General features: G+C 37.2%; 21 protein-coding genes. 11 read left to right on the top strand and 10 right to left on the bottom strand.

What is annotated here, in order from left to right; all coding sequences use genetic code 11:
• The first annotated feature begins 14 nt into the window (after window positions 1–14).
• Window positions 15–1319, top strand: coding sequence for a phosphate regulon sensor histidine kinase PhoR (gene phoR / locus RI845_RS13645; RefSeq protein ID WP_348386716.1), 1305 nt, complete (start codon window positions 15–17; stop codon window positions 1317–1319).
• Here phoR and RI845_RS13640 read toward each other — a convergent pair.
• The gene (locus RI845_RS13640) at window positions 1316–1642 is read right to left on the bottom strand and encodes a phage holin family protein (RefSeq protein WP_348386715.1); all 327 of its coding nucleotides are present in this window, start codon (window positions 1640–1642) and stop codon (window positions 1316–1318) included. The two genes, phoR and RI845_RS13640, sit on opposite strands and share 4 nt — an antisense overlap.
• 69 nt (window positions 1643–1711) lie before the next feature.
• On the opposite strand from RI845_RS13640, the gene rdgC reads away from it, so the two are divergent.
• The 4 genes from rdgC to RI845_RS13625 all read left to right on the top strand — a co-directional run bounded on the left by rdgC (window position 1712) and on the right by RI845_RS13625 (window position 4846).
• Window positions 1712–2638 (top strand): recombination-associated protein RdgC, encoded by a 927-nt coding sequence (gene rdgC, locus RI845_RS13635; protein WP_348386714.1) that lies wholly within the window; start codon window positions 1712–1714, stop codon window positions 2636–2638.
• Between the two features lie 148 nt (window positions 2639–2786).
• Window positions 2787–4190 (top strand): prephenate-dependent tRNA uridine(34) hydroxylase TrhP, encoded by a 1404-nt coding sequence (gene trhP / locus RI845_RS13630; protein WP_348386713.1) that lies wholly within the window; start codon window positions 2787–2789, stop codon window positions 4188–4190.
• Between the two features lie 267 nt (window positions 4191–4457).
• The gene (locus tag RI845_RS18820) at window positions 4458–4658 is read left to right on the top strand and encodes a helix-turn-helix domain-containing protein (RefSeq protein ID WP_405054024.1); all 201 of its coding nucleotides are present in this window, start codon (window positions 4458–4460) and stop codon (window positions 4656–4658) included.
• Window positions 4655–4846, top strand: a complete 192-nt coding sequence (locus RI845_RS13625) for a hypothetical protein (protein ID WP_348386712.1) — start codon at window positions 4655–4657, stop codon at window positions 4844–4846. The genes RI845_RS18820 and RI845_RS13625 overlap by 4 nt, the downstream gene beginning before the upstream one ends.
• 19 nt (window positions 4847–4865) lie before the next feature.
• On the opposite strand, the gene RI845_RS13620 is transcribed toward RI845_RS13625, so the two are convergent.
• Window positions 4866–5276: a hypothetical protein gene (locus RI845_RS13620; protein ID WP_348386711.1), complete on the bottom strand. Its 411-nt coding sequence runs from the start codon at window positions 5274–5276 to the stop codon at window positions 4866–4868.
• A gap of 193 nt (window positions 5277–5469) precedes the next feature.
• Between RI845_RS13620 and RI845_RS13615 the strand changes: the two genes are divergently transcribed.
• Both RI845_RS13615 and RI845_RS13610 read left to right on the top strand, forming a co-directional pair.
• On the top strand, window positions 5470–5763 hold the full coding sequence (locus tag RI845_RS13615) for a hypothetical protein (RefSeq protein WP_348386710.1): 294 nt from the start codon (window positions 5470–5472) through the stop codon (window positions 5761–5763).
• A 126-nt stretch (window positions 5764–5889) separates the two neighbouring features.
• Window positions 5890–6765, top strand: coding sequence for an AAA family ATPase (locus RI845_RS13610; protein WP_348386709.1), 876 nt, complete (start codon window positions 5890–5892; stop codon window positions 6763–6765).
• A gap of 209 nt (window positions 6766–6974) precedes the next feature.
• On the opposite strand, the gene RI845_RS13605 is transcribed toward RI845_RS13610, so the two are convergent.
• The 3 genes from RI845_RS13605 to RI845_RS13595 all read right to left on the bottom strand — a co-directional run bounded on the left by RI845_RS13605 (window position 6975) and on the right by RI845_RS13595 (window position 11415).
• The gene (locus RI845_RS13605; protein ID WP_348386708.1) at window positions 6975–7460 is read right to left on the bottom strand and encodes a hypothetical protein; all 486 of its coding nucleotides are present in this window, start codon (window positions 7458–7460) and stop codon (window positions 6975–6977) included.
• A 254-nt stretch (window positions 7461–7714) separates the two neighbouring features.
• Window positions 7715–8620 (bottom strand): hypothetical protein, encoded by a 906-nt coding sequence (locus RI845_RS13600; RefSeq protein WP_348386707.1) that lies wholly within the window; start codon window positions 8618–8620, stop codon window positions 7715–7717.
• Between the two features lie 1178 nt (window positions 8621–9798).
• Entirely contained in the window at window positions 9799–11415 is a 1617-nt protein-coding gene (locus RI845_RS13595; RefSeq protein WP_348386706.1) for a hypothetical protein, read from the bottom strand.
• 335 nt (window positions 11416–11750) lie between these two features.
• On the opposite strand from RI845_RS13595, the gene RI845_RS13590 reads away from it, so the two are divergent.
• Window positions 11751–12005: a YfhL family 4Fe-4S dicluster ferredoxin gene (locus tag RI845_RS13590; protein WP_348386705.1), complete on the top strand. Its 255-nt coding sequence runs from the start codon at window positions 11751–11753 to the stop codon at window positions 12003–12005.
• 161 nt (window positions 12006–12166) lie between these two features.
• Complete coding sequence (locus RI845_RS13585; protein ID WP_348386704.1) at window positions 12167–12538, top strand: ribosome recycling factor family protein; 372 nt, start codon at window positions 12167–12169, stop codon at window positions 12536–12538.
• A 36-nt stretch (window positions 12539–12574) separates the two neighbouring features.
• On the opposite strand, the gene RI845_RS13580 is transcribed toward RI845_RS13585, so the two are convergent.
• On the bottom strand, window positions 12575–14617 hold the full coding sequence (locus RI845_RS13580; protein ID WP_348386703.1) for a M13 family metallopeptidase: 2043 nt from the start codon (window positions 14615–14617) through the stop codon (window positions 12575–12577).
• 177 nt (window positions 14618–14794) lie between these two features.
• Here RI845_RS13580 and RI845_RS13575 point away from each other — a divergent pair, with 177 nt between their 5' ends.
• Window positions 14795–15595 (top strand): enoyl-CoA hydratase-related protein, encoded by an 801-nt coding sequence (locus RI845_RS13575; RefSeq protein WP_348386702.1) that lies wholly within the window; start codon window positions 14795–14797, stop codon window positions 15593–15595.
• 84 nt (window positions 15596–15679) lie between these two features.
• Here the strand turns inward: RI845_RS13575 and ettA are convergent, their stop codons facing one another.
• Window positions 15680–17359, bottom strand: coding sequence for an energy-dependent translational throttle protein EttA (ettA, locus tag RI845_RS13570; RefSeq protein ID WP_348386701.1), 1680 nt, complete (start codon window positions 17357–17359; stop codon window positions 15680–15682).
• A gap of 18 nt (window positions 17360–17377) precedes the next feature.
• Here ettA and RI845_RS13565 point away from each other — a divergent pair, with 18 nt between their 5' ends.
• Window positions 17378–19108 (top strand): recombinase family protein, encoded by a 1731-nt coding sequence (locus RI845_RS13565; protein WP_348386700.1) that lies wholly within the window; start codon window positions 17378–17380, stop codon window positions 19106–19108.
• 61 nt (window positions 19109–19169) lie between these two features.
• On the opposite strand, the gene RI845_RS13560 is transcribed toward RI845_RS13565, so the two are convergent.
• From RI845_RS13560 to RI845_RS13550, 3 genes are all read right to left on the bottom strand, one after another.
• A complete protein-coding gene (locus RI845_RS13560; protein ID WP_348386699.1) occupies window positions 19170–21206 on the bottom strand; it encodes an ATP-binding protein in 2037 nt (678 codons plus the stop codon).
• Window positions 21199–22260 carry an SIR2 family protein gene (locus RI845_RS13555; protein WP_348386698.1) on the bottom strand — a complete coding sequence of 354 codons (1062 nt, stop codon included), beginning with the start codon at window positions 22258–22260 and terminating at the stop codon, window positions 21199–21201. Before RI845_RS13555 ends, RI845_RS13560 begins: the two co-directional genes overlap by 8 nt.
• A 150-nt stretch (window positions 22261–22410) precedes the next feature.
• Window positions 22411–22812: a hypothetical protein gene (locus RI845_RS13550; RefSeq protein ID WP_348386697.1), complete on the bottom strand. Its 402-nt coding sequence runs from the start codon at window positions 22810–22812 to the stop codon at window positions 22411–22413.
• Window positions 22813–22851 lie beyond the last annotated feature (39 nt).

Below are 22851 nucleotides of genomic sequence, written 5' to 3'. Positions count from 1 at the left end.
GGTAACGCACCTTTATGATCTATCGCTTTTCGACAAAGCAATTTATTTTTAAGCAATTTTTATACATTTTAGCCAGTATCTTTGTCGGTTACTGGCTTAATAGTATTTGGTTGTGCTTATGGATTTATACCGTAATTTCTCTATTGTGGAATTACAAACATTTAATCAATATTATTGATTGGTTGTGGCAAAAAAACTTACTTCATCCTCCTGAGTCAAAAGGAATTTGGGGGCATGTATATGATGGTATTTACAGGCGCATTAAAAACTATCGTCAAAAACAAAAGCAATTAAACTCTCGTATTCGACAATTTCGTGATGGCGCTGAAGCGCTCCCTGATGCGGCAATAGTATTAGGGTTAGATTATTCAATTCGCTGGGCGAATAAAAAAGCCACACGCTTGTTGGGAATAAAATGGCCTGCAGATTCTGGTCAACGAATTAACAACCTCGTTCGCTCACCTATATTGACTAAATATTTGAAAAAATCCGATTTCTCAGAGCCTTGCAGTATCTTATCGCCAGATGATGATAACCAACAACTGGAATTACGGTTTATGACTTATGGTGATGAGCAGTACTTACTACTGGCTCGTGATGTGAGCCAGTTAAAACGTCTGGAAATGATGCGTCGTGATTTTGTTGCCAATGTTTCTCATGAGTTAAAAACACCGTTAACGGTTATGCGTGGTTATGTCGAAATGGTACAGGAAGATGAAGATATTCCTGCTCACTGGGGCAAATCATTCGCTACTATTGAACAACAAGTTACGCGCATGGACAGACTGGTGCAACAATTGTTAGTACTTTCGCGTATTGAAGTACATACCGACGAGGATATCCGTGTTCGAGTGAACATGCCAAAACTTATAGAGCAGTTAGTTGAAGACATTAACTGGTTAAATAAGACCAAGCATCACACCATTAATATTGAAATAGAATCGAGCCTTGGTATTTTAGGCATAGAATCAGAGTTAAAAAGCGCATGCTCTAATCTTATGGTCAACGCGATGAATTACACGCCTGAAGGCGGTAATATCACAGTCAGATGGGCTATCGTTGATGATTCTTGTTTATTTAGTGTTACCGATAATGGTTGTGGCGTTGAAAGCAAAGATATTAGTCGATTAAGTGAACGGTTCTATCGTGTAGATAAATCACGTTCACGTGATACTGGTGGTACAGGGCTTGGTTTATCTATCGTAAAACACGTAGCAAATCATCATAATGCTCAATTTATTATTGAAAGTGAAATCAACAAAGGCAGTACATTCACTCTCAAATTCAAGATAGAAGACAGTGTTAAATTAAAGCCTTAAAAAAGCCAATTTAATATTAAGTTAATTGCAGAAATAATCAGTGACGCAATAAACGTTGTGCTGAGATCTTTGATTTCAAAATCATCAATAATTTGGTCGGTTATCCATAGTAAAATTGCGTTCAGAACAAATACAAATAAGCCAAATGTTAATATGATCAATGGCATAGAAAAGAATACCATCAACCACCACAATAATAGGTCAGCAACGCTATAAACCACAGCGACTACAACGGCAGTTACAAAGCTTTTTAAACGTATTCCCTCCATCAATCTAGAAACTAAAAAAATAGATATACTTAGTAGTAATAGTTTGGTTATCATGCCTGTCCAATAATTAAAATTCTCATTATCAATACTCCCACTTTAAACTTTTGGGCAAGGAAATTCATCATGTGGTTTAAAAATTTATACATTTTCGCGTTTACTCGCCCATTTACTCAAACTGAAGAAGAGCTTGAAACAGCTTTACAAGAGCATGTTTTTGCACCTTGTGGTAAAACAGAATTAGCCCGCTTTGGTTGGGCAAGTGCTATAGGTAAGCATGGCAATCGATTATTACATCATGCAAATGGATGTTACCTATTGTCGGCTCGTAAGGAAGAAAAAATCCTTCCTGCTTCTGTTGTAAAAGAAGCGCTGGAAGAAAAGGTTGAGCAGCTTGAACAAGAGCACAGCCGTAAAGCTACTAAAAAAGAAAAAGAACAATTTAAAGAAGACATAACCTTTGCGTTATTGCCTCGTGCTTTTTCTCGCATTAGTGATACACAAGGCTATATTTGTCCTGAAAAAAATATCATCGTTGTTAATACCAGCTCTCGCGGCAAAGCAGAAGACTTTTTAGCATTACTGCGTAAGTGCTTAGGATCATTACCGGTGACCAGTTTTGTACCAGATGCTGGCGCTGAAACGACAATGACCAGTTGGTTATTAGAGCAAACATTACCTGAACGCTTTACTATTGGCTTTGAAGGCGAATTAAAAGCTATGGGCGATGATGGCGCTGTACTTCGTTGTAAAAACCAAGATTTATTGTCAGATGAAATCCTGGCGCATTTAGGCGAAAAGGGTGAAAAACAGGTAGTTAAAATTGCTTTTGATTGGGATCAAACCTTATCTTGTGTACTGGCAGATGACTTAAGTGTTAAACGCGTTAAGTTCCACGACAGCGTTTATGAGCAAAATGAAGACATTCCAACTGACGATATGATGGTTAAAATTGATGCTGACTTTACCCTTATGACCGGTGAAGTGAACCGTTTCATTGAAGATATGTTAGCGCAATTTGAATTAGCAACTAATTCTTACTTAGAAGATTAACCGTTAAGTATCTATTTTTATTGATATTGAACAAGGTTCGTACATTTAATAACAGTTGTTAACTGTATGTGTATTGAACCTTTCGCCTTCAGCGACTAAAATACCGCTCTTTTTTAATGTCCTTACAATAAATAGGGTTGGTATTTACATGTTTTCACCAGAATTATTATCTCCTGCTGGCAGTCTTAAAAACATGCGTTACGCATTTGCCTATGGCGCCGATGCTGTTTACGCAGGCCAACCTCGATATAGCTTACGCGTTCGTAATAATGAATTTAACTTAGCCAACCTTGAAATTGGCATAAATGAAGCACATGCACTTGGTAAAAAGTTGTATGTTGTAAGCAACATATCACCACATAATTCAAAGCTTAAAACCTATTTAAAAGACATCGCACCTGTTATCGCAATGAAGCCAGATGCACTTATTATGAGTGATCCAGGCCTAATAATGATGATCCGCGAAGCTTACCCTGATATGCCAATTCATTTATCGGTTCAAGCGAATGCTGTAAACTGGGCAACAGTAAAGTTTTGGCACCAACAAGGTGTAGAGCGAGTTATTTTGTCGCGTGAATTGTCATTAGATGAAATTGAAGAAATTCGCATGAAAGTGCCTGAAATGGAAATTGAGGTTTTCGTACATGGCGCGTTATGCATGGCTTATTCTGGCCGCTGTTTATTATCAGGTTACATTAATAAACGAGACCCTAACCAAGGCACGTGTACTAATTCTTGTCGTTGGTCCTACAATGCCCATGACGCCAAAGAAGATGAGCATGGTGAAATTATTGCCGTAGCGCCTCAGCAAGATATTATTGGTGCAGAAGAGCCAGAAATTTGGACGCCAGATATGGCCAAAAAAGAGCAAAAGCCAACCGATGAAGTGTTTTTATTGCAAGAGCAAGGTCGTCCAGGTGAATATATGCCGGCGTTTGAAGATGAGCACGGCACCTATATCATGAATTCTAAAGATTTACGTGCAATCGAGCATGTAGAACGATTAGTTAAAATGGGTGTGCACTCATTAAAGATTGAAGGACGTACTAAATCATTCTATTACTGTGCCCGCACCGCGCAAATATATAAACAAGCAATGAATGATGCCGTTGCAGGTAAAAGTTTTAATGAAGATCTGAAAGGCAATCTAGAGCACTTAGCCAGCCGTGGTTATACCGAAGGATTCCTGGCGCGTCATCGCCATGACCATTTACAAAATTATGAATATGGTTATTCAAAGTCTGACAGTCAGCAGTTTGTTGGTGAAGTGTTAGGTCGAACGGAAGATGGTTTGATTGAAATTGACGTTAAAAATAAGTTTTTAACGGGTGATTCAATAGAATTAATGACCCCACAAGGCAATATTAGCTTTGTCTTGGAGTATATGCAAAACCGTAAAGGCGAAGAAGTTACCGACGCTAAAGGCTCGGGGCATTTTGTACAAATAAAACTCGATACTGATTTTGACTTGGAATACGGCATTATTATGCGGTATTTAAATGATGGTGAGAATACTCGTCACCCATTTGCACAAAACCAAGCAAGCGCTTAACGCAAGGTTCGATCAATATGGCGTTACTCATTTTAGATACTTGCATAAATTGTGATATGTGCGATCACCTAAAATAACGCCTTTGTTTTCATCTAGATAGAAATCTGTGTTACTTGCCGTGTTACTGACAATTATCAGAAGACCTTGTCACAGTAACATAGATTTCTATCCATATCAGCACGCTCTCTCCAAATTTAGCGCATTATTCAACATAAAGACACCCTTACATTAATATTGCTGTAATTCTTCAAATTAACCGGAGTTACAATGAATATAGATAACCTTATCACTGCTACAGAGGCTTGCAAAAGATTGAAAATATGCCGTAAGACTTTATGGTCATATATGTATACACATGAGCATCGCAAGCTGATTAAGGCATTCAAACGGTCAGGAAGACATTTATTTTTTTGTCCAGATTCATTAGACCATTTCTGTAATCAAGTCTTTGAGGAGGTAAAACTGTGATGTTATCGCATCAAGAAGCTTGTCAGTATTTAAATGTTACTCGTAAAACCTTGTGGGTATATCGTACTAAACACCCTATGAAACATTTAATTAAGTGCAATAAGTTATCTCATAAGAAAATTGAATTTTGTAAAGACTCATTAAAGCAATTTAATGAGTCAATAATGGAAAGTGCTTATAGACTGTAAGTTCTACTTTAGCTAAAAGTTATCGATTACATATGTATGAACTAGAGATCACTTGGAATCCATCATCACCCTTGTAAGGTTTAGATGAGTATTCACCTTGTTTACTCGGGTGAATTTCATCAATAACTATAACAGACCCTATTTGTTTCTTTTCTGGGGTATATTTTAGAATTACCCTTTCTTTTCTATATGGTGTATAGGTGTTTTTTTCAGCGGTTAAGGAAATAGGGGTGTTTTTGTAAGAACCAATATGTGTGATTTTGTACTCTAAAGAGTTAGCTAGTGTCAGTTTTCTTTTGTCAAAATCAATTTTTATAGTCTCATTATTGTGGTAAATTCGGTGTTTCTGATAGTTGCAAGTCACCGATACCTCTGCGCTGTGCGCTATTGTCGAAGAAAGTAGTAACGACATAAGTAGTATTTTTTTCACATTAATTCCTTTAGTTTTTCTTGTTATTGGTAATTTGTGCTATTTGATAACAAACCAATCAATATTTCAATCCATTTTTACCAATATTTAGCATAATCAAACTTATTAAAATTTATCTGTTGAGGGTATATTTTTCTCGACTTAATTAGTGGTGTCTTTTGCCACTCCTTTTCATTTAATCGAGGAATACTCAATGATATTAGATAAACAAACTGAACTAGCTATCCAGCAGCTCAAGGCTCTTTTAGAAGTGTTCGCATATAGCGACGTTTCTATTGATATTGGACAGATTATCCTATCTTTAATAAAGGCTGATGATTGTGCTGTTGGTCAGGAATACAAAGTGAACCTTGACATGGTTGACGACGAGAGCTTACGTGCATTAGTACTAATACTACTGTGCTTGTTGAGCACAGAACTTACTGTTGCTAACTTGTTCAGTTGTAAATTTATTAGTGATTTGAAACAGCAGCATTACTCATTTTAAACCTATAAATTTTTAATTTTTGCAAAATTAGAAAATTTATAGGTTCAGGACATACAAAAATATCTAAACCTTGAGGCCAGACTTTCCCTTTTTTTAAATAACCAATTGATATTATGGTGAAAACAATTGAAAAATTTTAACGATGATCTGAATGAAGCGTTTTTAGTCGGTTCCAAAAATGACTTTAACAAAAATCGGCTTGAGCAATTATGTGCTAGCGAAGGAATAGAGCTTGAAGCATTCGCGCCAAAAACGGTAAAAGCTATAAAGAATAAGGTAATCCCTTTAAGGCAGAATTACTTAGAAGGCTTAATACGGTCTAAAACCATCAACAACTTTTCCGCAGGGGCTGGTGGTGGTAAAACTTACACTGTCTTGGGAACTTGCGTGGCGATGGCAACAGCAACAAGGTTCCTCTATTGGAAAGCTGAGACTCCTGTTAAAATCGTTTATATAGACGCTGAAATGCCCGAAGAAGACATACAAGAAAGGCTTTTTCAGTTTTCTGAAGGCTTTAACGGCGAACAACTAGAGTTATTGGATAACAACTTATCTGTGATGAACACCGATGACATTGGATTAAATATCCCGGACCTAACATCCGAAATTGGGCAAGGCATTGTCGAGCATTATGCAAAAGATGCTCAAGTTTTAGTATTGGATAATTTTATCTCAGTGCTAAGTGAAACGGATGATAAAGATCCTTTGAAAATGAAAGAATTCACTAATTGGTTACGCAAACTCCGTTCAAGTGGCCTAGCTGTGATCACAGTCAACCACACAGTTAAATCTGGAGACCGAATGGGTAGCTCAATACTAGACACCTTTAATGACTTAACTATTGATTTGAAAGCACCTACAGTTAAGAAAAATGAAGAACCCAAAGAGCACATTGAGTGGGTGTTTAGCAAGGCTCGTCATCGCAATGCGGAAAACAAGCGCACAATCCCTTTTAAATTTTCGGTGACCAATAATGGCGTAATTTTTAACGTAGTTAGATAACCCATGCATTGAGCGTTATTATTTGATCTGTGGAGTCAATTAGCAAGCTAATTGACTGCACAACCGAAAACAGACTCCTGAAAGTGCTTGGCGGTGGATTGTGCTGTTTCAGCCATAAAAAAAACACCGCTTTCGCTAAGTGCTTCTTTTTATTCTCTAATGCCATCTAAAATAAGAGTTATAATAAATATATAGATTGTCTGAGGGTACTAAGAAAGTATCCATTCACCATCTACTCTTTTAAATATATAAAATCCAGAGCGAAATTTACTTTCGCCTTTCTTTGATTTGCCAAATAACTTTTCAAGCGGACGTGTAAAAGACTGTGATAATACTTCTATGTATTCGTCGTCAAAATTTTCGTTAGAGTGAGCTCGCATTTTTTCTACTATGCTTTTCGCAATTTTATCGGTGTCGCTTGTGAAATGAAATAGAATTGATGCCTCTACCCTATATTGACTCTCACTAATTAATTCAGCTTTGGTTATTTCAAATTCGTCCAATATCATGATGCCAAGGGTAAAATCATCATTAAGGTTAAACTCTTGTATAAAAATTTCCTCTTGTTCTTTAAGAGTAAATTGGATTTCAATTAGCTCCCTTACATAGTCATCGCTAGGAATGTCTTTGCCGCATCCAAATAAAGTTAAAGCTAAGGTTAATACTAATGCTAGTGTAGTTAATGTTTTTTTCATTGTTTTCCTGTTTTATTGTTTTATTTCAATCATTTTATTCTCCCATGTTTTTCTACAATAGTGCAATAAAAGGTGCTCATCTGAGCGTTTTAATTTGTCAAACATTTGAATTATTTATAGACTTCTGTCAATTAAAGCGCACAATCCAAGAGTATATAAGCTCTTCCGCGCTATCTTATAGTGAGCAAAAAGACGATAGTAGTTGTTATCTATGATTGAATTAGAAGCGACTTTTTAGGGATATTAACTACGAATCAAAAATTAATATCGATAGCCTTGTCCCTAAAATAGAAATTTTCCGATAATTGATTATGAATATGGTGGAAGTGAAAACAGTTTAAAAAATTGTCGCGCTGCTCTTGGTTTTCATCGTATTCCTCGCCCCCATCAACGTGAGTAAAGCATACAGGGTAACGGTTTATTGCTACTTTATTTAGTATCTTCTTATAGTATTTTAAGTCTGAAAATCGACTGAAAAAATAATGCACCGCCCAATACTTTCGCTCTCGATCATCTAAATTGCTATGTAAATAATGATACGTGAAAATTTCAGTCAGGCGGTCGCTGCTTTTGCGAACACTTTCGTATTCCACCGCCCAATTTCCACTAAAATCAGAGCCTTCAGCGTGTTTTATAATTGCATCGGGTTTGTGCTTTAGCTCAACATTGCTATTCCCAATACGTCCTTTTATTTTTGGCAGATCGCCCAATTCAAATTCGCTTTTTATGCTATAGGTTGCATTAATTGCGCTTTGTATTGCGCAAAAATACTGCACGCATAAATCGTGCGTAGCCTGTGTTTTGTCTCTGACTTTGGTTACATCAAGCCACGGTGACGGGCTTTTAATGTTGTAATTATCAAAGAGTTTATTCACTCCGCTTTGGGTGAGAATGTAAACAAAGTTATCACGGACCGACATACATTGAACTTTGCGAATGAGGTTTTTATTCGCCAACTTGCGCAACTTATCGCGTGCGCTAGTAGGCTTCATATCGCAAAGGTCAGCAATGATAATATTGTTTGTGAATTTGAATTTTGAGAGCCAAATTAAAACTTTTTGCTCAAAAAGTAAAGAAGCTTTACGGCTCGCTGTACCACCGTATTTTGTGCCGAAATTATTGATGGGTGAAAAGTTGTTGTTATTGAGATAATCGCTCATTTTGCTCGTCTGGTTGGTGTGTGTTTAAAATAAATAGAGATACACCTCGGGGATTTTTACGCGTGGGAACAGTGAACAATAAAGCGTCGATGTGTTGCGCACACCACCAAGGCACAAAAACAGACGCGTATTACATACGTGAATAGACTGATTCGCTCCGCTCATTATTTATCATTAAATTGGACTCAAACGCTTACGGGCTGGACGCCCTACGTTTACTTGTCACTGTCGCTCCACTTCAATTTAAGAATAAACGCCACCCGTCCAGCGCTCCGCGCCTGACCAACCACTTCCTGTCCTCGGGGACTCGGGGAATCGGTTGGTCAGCCACTCGCAAACAAGTTTGCTGCTGACGGGTGGCAGCCTGTCGGCTCTCACCAAAAACGACCGCTGGGGAGGTCTGCCTTATGCGCTTGGGCGCGGCTTTAGATGATTCACAACAAGTTTTCACAGGGTGAAAATTCGCTCTCGCTCACAGCTTTGCTGCTTAGTCGCACGCGACGAAAATAAAGAACGGGGGCAGCCAGGCAGCTAAATCCACCGTCCTATCTTTTATTTTTCTGCGTTCGCTCCTAGTCAAAAGCCTTGATCAATTTAGCAACCTAAAATGGACTAAGGCTTTTTCAAAAACTATACCAACCACTGGCTAGGAATGATTTTTAACGCAGTAAAAAATGGCACTGCTTGATTGATAAGCGGAGCGACGACCGCAAACAGAAGTAAAGCAATAACGCACTTGATGAATATTTTTCGCATAGCAAAGCCCTTCTCATTATAAATAAAAAAAGCTCCCTATGGGAGCCTCAATCGTGTTCGGGATAAACCGGACTACAGTTTTCAATCAACGAGATCCCCGTCAAAATCCAAATGGCTCTCGCCACTCCTGCAAGCCTCGCCAAATAGCGAAGCTTTAGTCATCTACTTCTTGCGAAGTAATGACACTTATAGATAGTTTTTAAGCTAGGGAAATATAACGGTTTGCATGCAGAATCTCATTTATTCTCTGCTCCCCACTTCGGATTAGAGCCTTGGGTTTTATCTCTCTTGTTTTTATTTATATCTAACTGAATTGTTTACAAGCTATATTAGCTTTAATGAATCAGAAAGAAGATATTGGCAAGAATACAAGACCGTGGCCAGTTTTACTTGACCACTACAACTAGAACATCGGAGATCAACTACGCTGCGATCGCCATACTAGAACTAAGATGTTCCCTTACTTCCTGACGTCCTTCTTGGTCCAAAATTAAATCTTTGACTAATGTATTACCATTAGGAAGTGGATCTCTAATAAACAAAGAATATCCTTTTTTTCCGATGCTTGATTTGATCTCTGCTCGAAGTTTATTGCGTTCTTGATTTTCAATAGCACGCTCTTCTATAGCTTGTTCTCTTCCTGTTTTACGGACTTTCTTTCCTACAAGCTCTTTAGCTTTAGCTAAAATTGACGCCTGATGTAACTTAAAGGCGTTAAATTTTTCTTGGTAATCATGCGGAAAGAGTTCGTTTGTAAAATCGTATGGTTCCTTCATATCATCTCTGTGGTCTTCATCAGTGGTTTTGTGGTGCATGGCCAAATTTGCAATGAAATTGATATCGCTATAGGTACGGCCGCTTTGTTTCAGCAACCCCTTGATGTTAGTTTTACAAAATTTGCGACACATGGTGTTAAAAGCACCATTTGTGCCTTTTACATTCGCATTTTCAATGTCACCCTTAACACAGTCAACAGGACTGTAGTCTTTGATTAACTTGTCCAGAGAACGCACAGCAAATGCTTCACTTGGATTAGTTGGCTGTAAAAACACAAACTCTTTATTGCAGCTACCAGCTTGTAATTGCCATTGTCGCTGTTCTTTTAGTAATGCTCGCAGGGCAGAAGTTACAGGTAATTCGAAAGGGCGATTTTTGTCCTTCATCGTGCCTTTCGGATAGGTTATCTTCCTTGGACAACGGATATCGTCTAGCCACTCCCACCGCAAATTACAGACATTAATGGGACGTACACCTGTTAATATCATGTACCGCATAGCGTTTTTCTGCTGAGTACTGGGGGCTAAGCCGATATTGATATAAAGCTCTACAATGCTATCTATATCTGTATACAGCCTTGTTGCGGAAACACATTCCACCCGTGAAGACACATAGTCAACAGCTATGCTCGCAGCTATGTTTCTTCCGTTAGCTAACTTAGATGCTGCAAACCCCCATACTCTCTTTAATTCTGCGAAAAGCTCTGGAGCATAATTTGGCGATTCATTTTCAATAATTTGGTCAAGTACACATTCTATCCCTCCCGCCATTAAGTCAGCAAAAACTGGGGCTTTGTTAAAGTAAGGGCGCAATTTATTAAGTCGGCACTCGTAAGTACCAAAGCTACCTTGACTTAACTTGTTATTAGCCACTTTACGTTCCAGATCCTTTTCATATAAATCAATTGCGTCACTCACTGTGCCTCTACTAGAGTTGCCATCAAAAACTTCCTTAATTTTTGTGCGAGACGAAACAAGCTGAACCAGAGGGTAATCACCTATTGTAAAGTTTTTCATCCTAGAAGCTTTAGGGAAATTAGAGCGTATGGTTACACGCCCTCCTTTAGTGAAGTCGATACGAAGATTGTTTTCTTGTTCGTACTTGGAGAGCTTCGCATTACCTGTATAAGCTAGTATTGTTACTGCGTAACAACGACAATTCTCCAAATCATCAGGTTCATAACTAGGCTTTACTGACTCCCATTTTTTTTTGGCTGCTTCGTATATTTCTCGCGTTGGTTTAACAGGTTTTCTAATTTTCATGATTTGTATCTCCAAAATTTAAACAAAAGGAGGCCTTGGCATTCAAGGCCAATTTTCGAAGATCTTCTAAGTAAATGTTGCAACACGAGATATAGTAACCTGCGGGTGTCCACATCATGATTAAACGAAAAAATTTTGATTTATTTTTAAGTGTCAGTAACACAAAGTTTCAAATTTAAAATTTGTGTTACTGATTTGTGTTACCAATTTGGTACAATGTAAGTAATTTTATTACTTTTAGTTACCATCAAAGTAACGCATTTTTCTACTAGGCTTGATATGAAAACTCTTTTAAAACAATCAGCTAAATGCTTTTCGTCAAGGAAATCATATACATGGCATTAAAAATATTAGACACCTGCATCAACTGCGATATGTGCGACCCGGAATGTCCAAACGAGGCGATAACCCTTGGCGAGGAGATTTATGAAATTGATCCTAATAAATGTACCGAATGTGTGGGGCATTATGAAAAAGCACAATGCGTTATTGCTTGCCCAATAGATTGTATTAAGCCTGATCCTGATCATGTTGAATCAGAAGAAGACTTACTAGTTAAATGCTACGAAATGCACGGTATACCTGAGTAATCAAATCAGGATAATAAATTCAAACCCACTGTTTATCAGTGGTTTTTTTGCACATGGATGTGCTGTACGATAAAAAAGCAGGAGCATTTTTTTGTTTTGTTTATTAATAGCTTGATATACTCGTAGCAATTTTATTAACTTTTAATTAAGAGATTAAACTTTTGCCAGCAGTTCATCACATCTTATTGCCATCATTTCTACGTCGCGCCATGCGAGCGTTTGAGTTGAAGGCACTTGTAAGACAATCTGGCTGTGAATTAAACCGTATTGGTCGTTCGCGAAACTGGCGGCTAACAGCTGACCGTGAGCAAATGACAAAAATTATTGAGCTTGTACGAAACTCTGAAGAAGAAACTTGGCAATGGTTGGTTAAGTTAATTGAAAAAGAGCGGGGCAGTTTTACTCATACTGAAATACTCAACTTAGTTAAACGAAACCCTGGTATAAGTGTTACAGAATTAGTCGTTCTAGCTAATTGCACTATAGCAGAAGCTAGAACGGCGATTGATGAATTTGAATGGTCTGAAGAATAGCCAATGTAATTGGCTATTCTCAGTTACTGTTAAGAATTACCAAATTTTAACGCGTTGCTCTGGCGCTAAGTAAAGTTTAGTGTCTTCTTTAATGTCAAAAGCGGTATAAAACTCTGGTACATTTCTTACCGTGCCATTTACTCTAAATTTTTGCGGAGAATGTGGATCAGTGCCAACTAATTGACGTAATAGTTCTTCTCTATGAATGCCGCGCCAAACCTGAGCAAATCCTATTAGAACCCTTTGTTCTCCGGTAAATTCATCCAATACCGGACCCTCTTCACCATTGAGTGATAATTTATAAGCTTTCATACCTATACTTAAACCACCTAAGTCACCAATGTTTTCGCCTAACGTAAATGTACCGTTTACATTTAAATCAGGAAATACTTTAAAAGCATCATATTGTGCAACTAATGCTGAGGTACGCTTTTTAAATTCATCTTTATCTTTGTCGGTCCACCAATTTCTAAGCACACCATCTCCGTCAAAAGTAGAGCCTGCATCATCAAAACCATGGCCGATTTCATGACCAATAACTGCACCAATAGCGCCATAATTAACCGCATCTTCTGCATTCATATCAAAAAATGGTGGTTGTAAAATTCCGGCAGGAAAAACAATTTCATTTAATGGTGGATTGTAATAGGCGTTAATGGTTTGCGGATTCATTCCCCATTCAGTTTTATCTACAGGGCTGTTTTGTCTGTCCAAGTTTTGTTGGTAAGTAAACAGTGCAGCTCGTTCAATATTACCAAAGTAATCATCGCCTTTAATGTCTAATTTTGAATAATCTTTCCACTTGTCTGGGTAGCCAATTTTAGGTGTGAATTTTGACAGTTTATCTAATGCTTGTGCCTTAGTTTCATCAGTCATCCAATCAAGTTCTTTAATACTTTGCTCGTAGGCTTTAAATAAATTGTTTACCATCGTTAGCATGCGTGCTTTCGCTTCTGGTGGAAAGTGACGATCTACATACACTTTACCAACGACTTCGCCTAAGGTTGCATTTACGACCCCTACGCCACGGCGCCACATAGGCTTTTGCTCTTTTGCGCCCCACAGTGTTTTAGTATAAAAATCGAAATTCTCATCATCAATAGCACTTGTTAAACGCGAGCCATTAGCACTTAATGCACGCCATTTTAAATACACTTTCCAACTGTCAATTGGCGTGTTCTTAATCACCTTATTTAAATTTTTCATGTAATCTAACTGGGTGACAACCAAACCATCGATATCGTTAACACCTGCGGTGGTTAGGAATCTATCCCAATCGAAATCGGCCATAATGGTATTTAATTCATTACGCGGGATCTTATTGTAAAGCGCGACCATATCACGAGTTTTTTCTTTTTCCAGGTGATATCCGGCTAATTCTAACTCTATTGAAAAAATGGTCTCTGCTGCCGTTTTACCATCATTGAAACCAGCCAATGCAAACATGTTTTCAATGTGAGTACGGTATTTAGTTCGAATACTTTCAGACTTCTCACCTTCTTTAAAATAATACTCTTTATCTGGTAAGCCTAGACCCGCTTGCCAAGTGTAAATCATGTAGGTAGATGGATTTTTTAAATCAACGTATTGGCCAAGAGCAAAAGGAGGGTTGTAGTTACGTTTATTCGCTTCGGCAAAGTAAACGGCAAGCTCTGAATAATCGCTTATGCCATTAATCGCAGAAAACTCAAAATCAAGCGGAGTGACACTCAGCGCATTACGTTTTTCCATATCTAAATATGAATTATATAAGTCGCCAACTTTTTGTTCATTTGAACCGTTTGCAAATGTACCTGTCGATGATTCTTCGATAATTTTCTTAACATTATCCTGAGAGGCATCTCTTAACTGTACCCACACACCTGCAGATGATTTGTCATCTGGGATGGTGGCAGTAGACATCCATTTACCGTTAACGTATTGATTAAAATCATCTCCGGGGTTTACTGTTGTGTCCATGTTTTCAAGTAATATACCTGAACTAAGTGTTGGTTGTGTAGATGCTACACTATCTGACTCGCCATTGGAGCAAGCAAAAAGTCCCATAGCAATTAATGAGGGGATTAATAACTTTTTCATTGATCTGTCCTGAAATATGAATGTAATAATAATTATTTTTTGTTTATATTTTTTAAAATTGTACCCATACAATATAGCTAATTTTTTATGCAAAACCAGTAGCAGATATATTTCATTACAATTTGGCAGCAGGTTCGATAGAATCAATTAATATCATTAAATTTAAAGCTGAGCCTTATGAACCAATTACCACAACTTACTGACTCAACACTATGTTTAGACAATAAAGTCGTAACATTAACATTCAACCGTCACGATTTAAGAAATGCCTTAACCAGTACTCAAATTGCTGATGACATTGTAGATACCATTACTTGGATCAATAAAAACGCTGATATTGCCGTGCTAATCATAACCGGAGCTGGCTCTGCATTTTCATCGGGCGGGAATATTAAAGATATGGCTAATCGTAGTGGGGACTTTGCTGGCGATGTATCTGAACTTGAAAATAGATACCGTCAAGGCATACAGCGCATTCCTTTGGCTATCCAATCGTGTGAAGTGCCAGTCATTGCGGCTGTTAATGGTCCGGCAATAGGCGCTGGTTTTGATATTTGTAATATGTGTGATTTACGCATAGCCTCGACTAAAGCAAAATTTGGCGAAACCTTTGTCAATTTAGGCATTATTCCAGGTGATGGCGGAGCATGGTTTATGCAACGTGTTATTGGCTATCAAAAAGCGGCAGAGCTTACTTTTACCGGTAAAGTCATTGATGCATTCGAAGCAAAAGAAATTGGTTTATTACTCGATGTTGTTGAACCTGAACAGTTATTGAATAAAGCAAACGAACTTGCTACCGAAATCGCCAGTAAACCAACCGCAGCGCTTCGTATGACCAAACGCTTGATGAAAATGGCGCAGCGTACAGAATTACCAGACTTTCTTGATATTTGCGCAGTGTTTCAAGGCATGTGTCATAACAACCCGGAGCATTTGGACGCGGTAAACGAGTTAATGGCAAAATTAGCGAAATAACGAAATAAAAAAGGATAAGGCGCCAACGACTCCTTATCCTTTTTAAGCAACGAGAATGGTAATTTAAACCATTATTCGTGTCTTCTACGCAGTAATACGTTTGTACTTAATGCGGTGTGGTTCAGCTGCCTGTGGACCATAAGTTTTCTTAAGCCACTCTTCGTATTCGGTAAAGTTACCTTCAAAAAAGTTTACTTCGCCTTCGTCACGGTAATCAATGATGTGCGTGGCAATGCGGTCTAAGAACCAACGGTCATGGGAAATAACCATCGCACAACCTGGGAACTCTAAAATAGCTTCTTCAAGAGCACGTAATGTCTCAATATCTAAGTCATTGGTTGGCTCATCCAGAAGTAATACGTTACCACCTGTTTTAACAAGTTTGGCTAAATGCACACGATTTCGTTCACCACCTGACAATTGACCAATCACTTTTTGTTGGTCTGTACCTTTAAAATTAAAACGACTTACATAGGCACGTGCAGGGATTTCATAAGTACCAATTTGAATAATTTCATTATCTTCTGAAATTTCCTGATAAACGGTTCTTGCATCATCCATGTCGTCACGGAACTGATCTACAGAGGCAAGTTTAACGGTTTCACCAACTGTAACTGAACCTGAGTCCGGCGCTTCTGCACCCGATAACATTTTAAATAAAGTCGACTTACCTGCGCCGTTTGGACCGATAATACCTACTATTGCGCCTTTAGGCATTGAGAAACTTAAATCATCAATTAGTACGCGGTCGTTATATGACTTAGTTAGGTTTTCAACCTCAATAACTTTATCGCCCAGGCGTGGCCCCGGTGGAATATAAAGCTCGTTAGTTTCATTACGTTTTTGGTTCTCATTACTTGATAATTCTTCAAAACGAGCCATGCGAGCTTTTGATTTCGCTTGGCGGCCTTTCGGATTGGAGCGAACCCACTCAAGCTCATGCTTAATGGTTTTCGCTAAAGCATTTTCTTGACGTTTTTCTTGTTCTAAACGCGCATCTTTTTGCTCTAACCATGAAGAGTAATTGCCTTCCCAAGGAATACCTTCACCACGGTCTAACTCTAGGATCCAACCGGCAACATTGTCCAAGAAGTATCTATCATGGGTAATGGCAACAACCGTCCCTGAGTAGTCATGTAAGAAACGCTCAAGCCATGCCACAGATTCTGCATCCAAGTGGTTAGTTGGTTCATCAAGTAATAACATGTCTGGCTTTTCAAGTAGTAGTCGACATAACGCTACACGGCGGCGTTCACCACCAGATAATACTTTTATTGGTTGATCCCACTCAGGTAAACGCAGTGCATCAGCAGCACGTTCTAACACGTTATCAATATTATGGCCGTCTTGGGTTTCAATGATTGCTTCCAGTTCACCTTGTTCTTTGGCAAGAGCATCAAAGTCAGCGCCTTCTTCGGCATATTCCATATAGACAGCATCTAAACGCGCCAAGGCATTTTTAACTTCACTAACTGCTTGCTCTACACATTCTCGAACCGTAGCTTCTTCATCAAGTTGCGGCTCTTGTTCTAAATAACCAATTTTGGTGCCGGCAAGTGCGTGCGCCTCACCTTCAAACTCTTTATCAACACCTGCCATAATACGCAGTAGCGTTGATTTACCTGAACCATTTAAACCTAAAACACCAATTTTAGCGCCGGGAAAAAATGATAAGGAGATGTCTTTTAAAATTGTACGTTTGGTACTTGAAATAACTTTTGATACTCTATTCATCGAATAGATAAATTTATCTGGCAATGCCATTGGGGAAACCTTAAGAATATGAATAAAATTATCGTAAATTATATCCGAGTAAGTGATAGCTCACAAGCTGCTAACGGCAGTGGGTTGGATAACCAACGCCATATTAATAACCAAGCAATAGAGCGTCTTATGGAAAAAGACGATTATGTTAGGTTAGATGATATTGTAGAAGCTGGCGTAAGCGCCTATCGAGGGGCAAATTTACAGGAGATCTTAACTTCGGCTCGCAATGGCGCATATCCAGAAGGAAGTGTCGTTGTAATGTTCGATATGACGCGTTTTAGCCGTGAAGAGTTTTTTGATGCCGCGACTAAAATTCGAGAAATAGCTTTATCGGGGTTATTGATACACTTTTCTACTACTGGACAAACGATTTCACCGGAAGATGTTTCTGATTTTGGGCGTTTCGTAGGAATACAGGCGCAAGCCGAAGCAGCTAACAAAGAATCTCGATCTAGGGCTGAACGAACTATCGCCAGTTACCAGAAGCGAGTTGCTAATGGCGAAGTTGTAGCCGTGGGCAATTTACCTAATTGGATTTCTAAAGTATACGATACATCACATACGCCACCGAAAATCGTCGGTTTTGAAGTGATCCCGAAACGTGGCGAAGTTATTCGTAAAATCTTTGAAATGTATAACGATGGGAAGGGAGCAAATAGCATCGTTAGATGGTTAAACGAAAATGAAGCTGTTTGGATGGAGCATCATAAACGGGTAGCTGCCCATAAAAATACCAGAAAGATAAGAAGTGTTTGGAATGAATCGTATGTTACGCGCCTTCTTACGGACTACCGCCTTATTGGGCGTAGAGTTTTTAACGTAGGTAAGGACAATGAGTCCCAAGTTGATGATTATTACCCTATAACGGTTCCCAAAGGCGTATTTTATCAAGCATTAGAAATTCGTAAGACAAGAACTACTACGCCTTCGATGCGTAAATATCCGCCTGTAATTTATATGGGGATTACATTTTGTGGTTATTGCGGGTCGCGTTTTGTGGTTCAGCAGCAGAAAAATAAATCGGCATCTATTCGTTGTTCTGGTCATGCCAAGGGTGAGTCGGTTTGTTTTGGTGGTAGTTCGCGGGCGCGATTCTTAGAGCAAGTACTAATTGAGCTTTGTAAGGATAAAGTTAATTACGATCTGATATTCAAAGGAAATGTTATTGATGTTGGCTCGTTACAGGTAAAACAGGCTGATTTAACCTCCGAAATTGACTTACTGCAGCCTAAGCTAGATAAACTATTAGACCTTCTTTTAGATGGCGTTATAACTAAAGAAACCTTCGTTTTACGCAAGGAAAATATAGAAGAAAATATATCAAAATTAAAACAAGATCTTGTCAAAGTTAAGAGTGAAGTTGAAGCTGCAACGCATTTAGAAACTACCGAAGAAGTCGAGTTTTTAGAGTTACTAAATCAGGTCAAGCATAGCGAAATCCCTACTGATACTAGGTTAAAGTTAAAGTCGATGTTACCGAAATTTATTAAACGCATCGACGTTTATCGGTATGGTAGCAGCATTAAAACTGACGAACAGTGGGAAGATTTCAAGAGAAATTTTGATGATGATGAATTAACAACGCATATTGAAGGTATGCAAAAACCGACTTTTAAAGATAAAGAAAAACTTACTTATAATATTATTTTTAATACTGGCGAAAGTCGTGCGGTATGGTTTAGTACTAAAGAAAAACGTTGGACATATACCGCAACGATTGATGGTTTTATAAAAAATTCAGGTTAAATTCCAGCTATATATTATAACTGGATTATTTTTTAACTGATTTTATGACGATTCTGTGGAGCTAGCCTACACCTAATTCAATAGGAATATCACAAACACTCTGACCTATTTGCCAACCTTTTTTCTCAAGAATATAGGTCGGAGTGCCTTCAGGGACATTAAAATAAAAACTATAAACCATTTCACCTGAATGACCTGTATTCTCTTCAAGAGTCAAATCCATAGATTCTAATTCTTCTTCAGTTAAATCAAGGTATTCGGCCAAAGTATTTGCGTTTAAACTATTAAAGTTTTTATCAAAAAATTTAAAAGTGTTACTGTTAGGTTGCTCTGAGGCATCTAATTCATGTATTTTCAACTTTAGTGGTATCTGTGTTGATATACCACTAAATATACAAACGCCAGTTGGCAGATTAGGTATAGACTCTTCAGTTATTTTATCAATGTAAGAAACAGCGTTTGAAATTGAATTTAGGTCACGTTCATTGACTAGTCTATGGATGAAATAATTATGCGCTTGTGAAGTAATTGTGTGAGAGATATCATTTGGCCTCTGACTTGAAATTGTCATAAAAGTACCAAACTTACGCCCTTCTTTAATTATCTCCTCAAATGTTTCCAATCTATGATCTTTCCATGCCTCTGTTTCTCTAAACGACTCGTTAGATAATATGTTGTGTGCTTCGTCAATAATTATGTTGAGTGATTGGTTATTGCGGGAATTTTTCTTTTCATCATAAATGGTTTTAGCAATTAGAAGTGGAAGTAATTTTTTAATGTCTATATTTACTTTATCTAAAGAAATAACAACAAAATTAGTACCTTCCCAGATATCACCACCATCGAAATTAATTACTTTCTCAATGTATGACTTTTTCTGTTTTAGTTTTCCAAGTACAGGTTTTACATGCTCATTTGCTACACGCGAGCTTAATAGGTCGTCAATTAATTGAATATAGACAAATTTAATAAAATTATTAAAGTCATTGTCTTCGAAAGAAAATAGATCTACTTTCTTAAATAAATTTGTGCGTGGAATATATGGGCTTTCAGGGTTATTTATAAATCCTTGATTGTGGGCAGTTCCAATTATATACCTAACAGAATCTTGTCGTAGCTCAAGGTCGTCTTGAAGATCATCCGCATTATTAAAAATTGAACTAAAGTATCCTATTAATACTGCCGTTTTTTGTTTATCAGCCATCAATAAAGTTTTAGTAATAATATTTTTTAATATAGCTTTTACATACTCTATTGGTGAACCCTTTTCTTGAGTTAATTTATATTTTTTTAATGCTCTTTCTAGCATTGGTTTTTGTGTCTTTTCAGTTGCTTCGCATATTATGGAGATAACTTCAATATCTAGAATACCTTCACCAGGCAATGGCACCTTATCTGAATTTTTATTTCGAGTGTTTAAGTTGTAGACTTTTTTATTTCGGGTAATACAAGGAGCTGAAGTGTATTCTCCATTAAAATCAAATAATAAAAACTTACAACGTTCATTAAAGATATTAGAACCATAATGGTTTTCTAAGCAGCTATACGCAGACTGATAAAAGGATGTTAGTGTATTTGATTTACCACTTCCGGTGTTACCAAAAATAGCTATATGGGTATTTAATAAACCATCAACAGGCAAAGAAACAGGCATTTTATCTACATGAGTTTCAGCAATATTAATAGACTGTTCATTACATGAAGTGCCTATATTGTGAATCTTAGAAACTTTATCATGGGTGAGTATATAGGCTTCGTTGCCTATTAGCGGCAATTCCGTTGTCCCACCAATAAACTTAGCAGAGCGATCTATATAGCCTGATAAACTCACAGTTAAATATCGTTGATAAGTAGAGGTAGGCTGGTTAGTCGATTGGGTTATTTTGTCTTCAGTTAACCTTTCTCCTTCAATTTTCCCTATTAGGCTAGTGAACCCTTTTTTAATTTCTATAAAGCTACCTACGGAAACATTCTTAATAATGGTTCCGTCATAAAATAGGTCCGAAAGGTTCTTATTTTTGTAGATTCTAATAATGATTATTCGGCCCTGAACTTCACAAACTTCACCGACCTTTAGTATTGACTCTTTATCATGCATATTTTTTTGCTCCTGAACCTCTGAAACATTGCATAGCATCATTAAATTGTTCAAATTTTATTTGTTCATCATTGCTTCTGTAGATAATGTCTACATTGTTAAAGTTTGAGAATTTTTCTAGAAGTAACTCTTTTGCACTATTGTTAAATGCAAATATAATTATTTTAAGGGTTGAATTTCTTAATGCTCTTTTGGTTAAGTCAAATAGATGCTCGTCTTGAAATGAAAAGCCAAATGCAATCAAAACTGTTTGCTCTTTATCTAACTCATTCGAGTAAATTCTCATTAAATCGTAGTAAGTGTGATTCAACAATGTTGTTTTGAATTTTTCTTTTTTAGGATAAATTAAGTAGTAATTTTCAAGGTGTTGCTTTATTTGTTCCTCGGTTAGTTCTTCAATTGAGGGGAGGAAGTTAGTTTCAGCTTTATACTTAATTATTTCTGAGTTTGGAGCATCCATTGTCCAAGTCATAGAACCATGTATCTTCAATAAATTAACAACGGGTAACTCAACTTTATAATCATATAAAGCACTAGTTTCAAAAAATGTACGACTAAAGCTTCTGGTTTCATATTGATATTCATTTTTCAAAGTCGAACGTATTTGAAAACCATCATTCAATACTAACCCTTTAAACTTAAGTGCTGCTTGTTCAACAAATAAGTCATAATTTGTTGTAAAAATATTTACCTTCTTAGGGAGCAAGCTGTTTCTTCTTTGCTGGAGCATGTCTTGAATTATGTCTAAAAATAGCTCGTAGTTTGATAGTACTAAAATCTCATGGCTATTAGCCGGAAAGGACGCTCCTTGAACTAATTTTGCACAAATTTTTTGAACACTCGCTAAAAAGTCGTATTCAACTTTCTCAGCTTCGCTAACATTTCCTTCATCGTATAACTCTTGAATTTTGTTTTCTATATCTCCAGCAACTGTAATCGCTGGATTTGATGCTCCGGCACCAAATAAGAAGTTAATATTTGAGGATTGAAAAATGCGAGAAAAATATTCTTGAAAATGTTCGTTGTTTGTTTCAAATAATTTAAGTATAGCCATGAAGTCCCTTTATTTTAGCTGATATAACCAGCTTGAAAAATGTCGCTAGTTTAATTTTTATATTTATAAAAATAATATTATAAAGCTATACATAAAGCGAGAAGTTATGGAAATACTAATAAGTAACAGGCAGTTACATTTACAGGTGTATTAGTTATTGTTTTTTTGCATTCGAGGGATAGCTCTATTTAATGGCGGATACTCAAAGTGCATACTGCGATAATGATCTAACTCCCGATGTTCCTCTAGTTTTACATCGTCAACAGCTAAAATTTCGATAAATAAGCTACCGTATTCTTGAATCGCATATTTATAAAATTGCTCAAAATAGGTTAATTCTATATTGAAAGATCTTTTATCTGAATACCTGTCATATAGGCTACGTTTAGTTTGACCAATATAAAGGATATTACTTTCACCTTTCATCCGCGGAATATTGTTTTCAACTTTCCACTTGTAAACGATATTACATAAATTTCGGCTCTTATCTTGGTTTAGATAATTACGAAATTGCACAGAAAATTCTTCTTTTGTTGTTGCTGTTATTTTCACTAATGCGCCTTAATTAATTTTTATTTGTCGGTTTCAATA

It is taken from the genome of Thalassotalea nanhaiensis (assembly GCF_031583575.1).
Taxonomy (GTDB): Bacteria; Pseudomonadota; Gammaproteobacteria; order Enterobacterales; family Alteromonadaceae; genus Thalassotalea_A; species Thalassotalea_A nanhaiensis.
The sequence above is the reverse complement of the archived record's forward strand: the minus strand, read 5'-3'. Positions and strand labels throughout refer to the sequence as shown.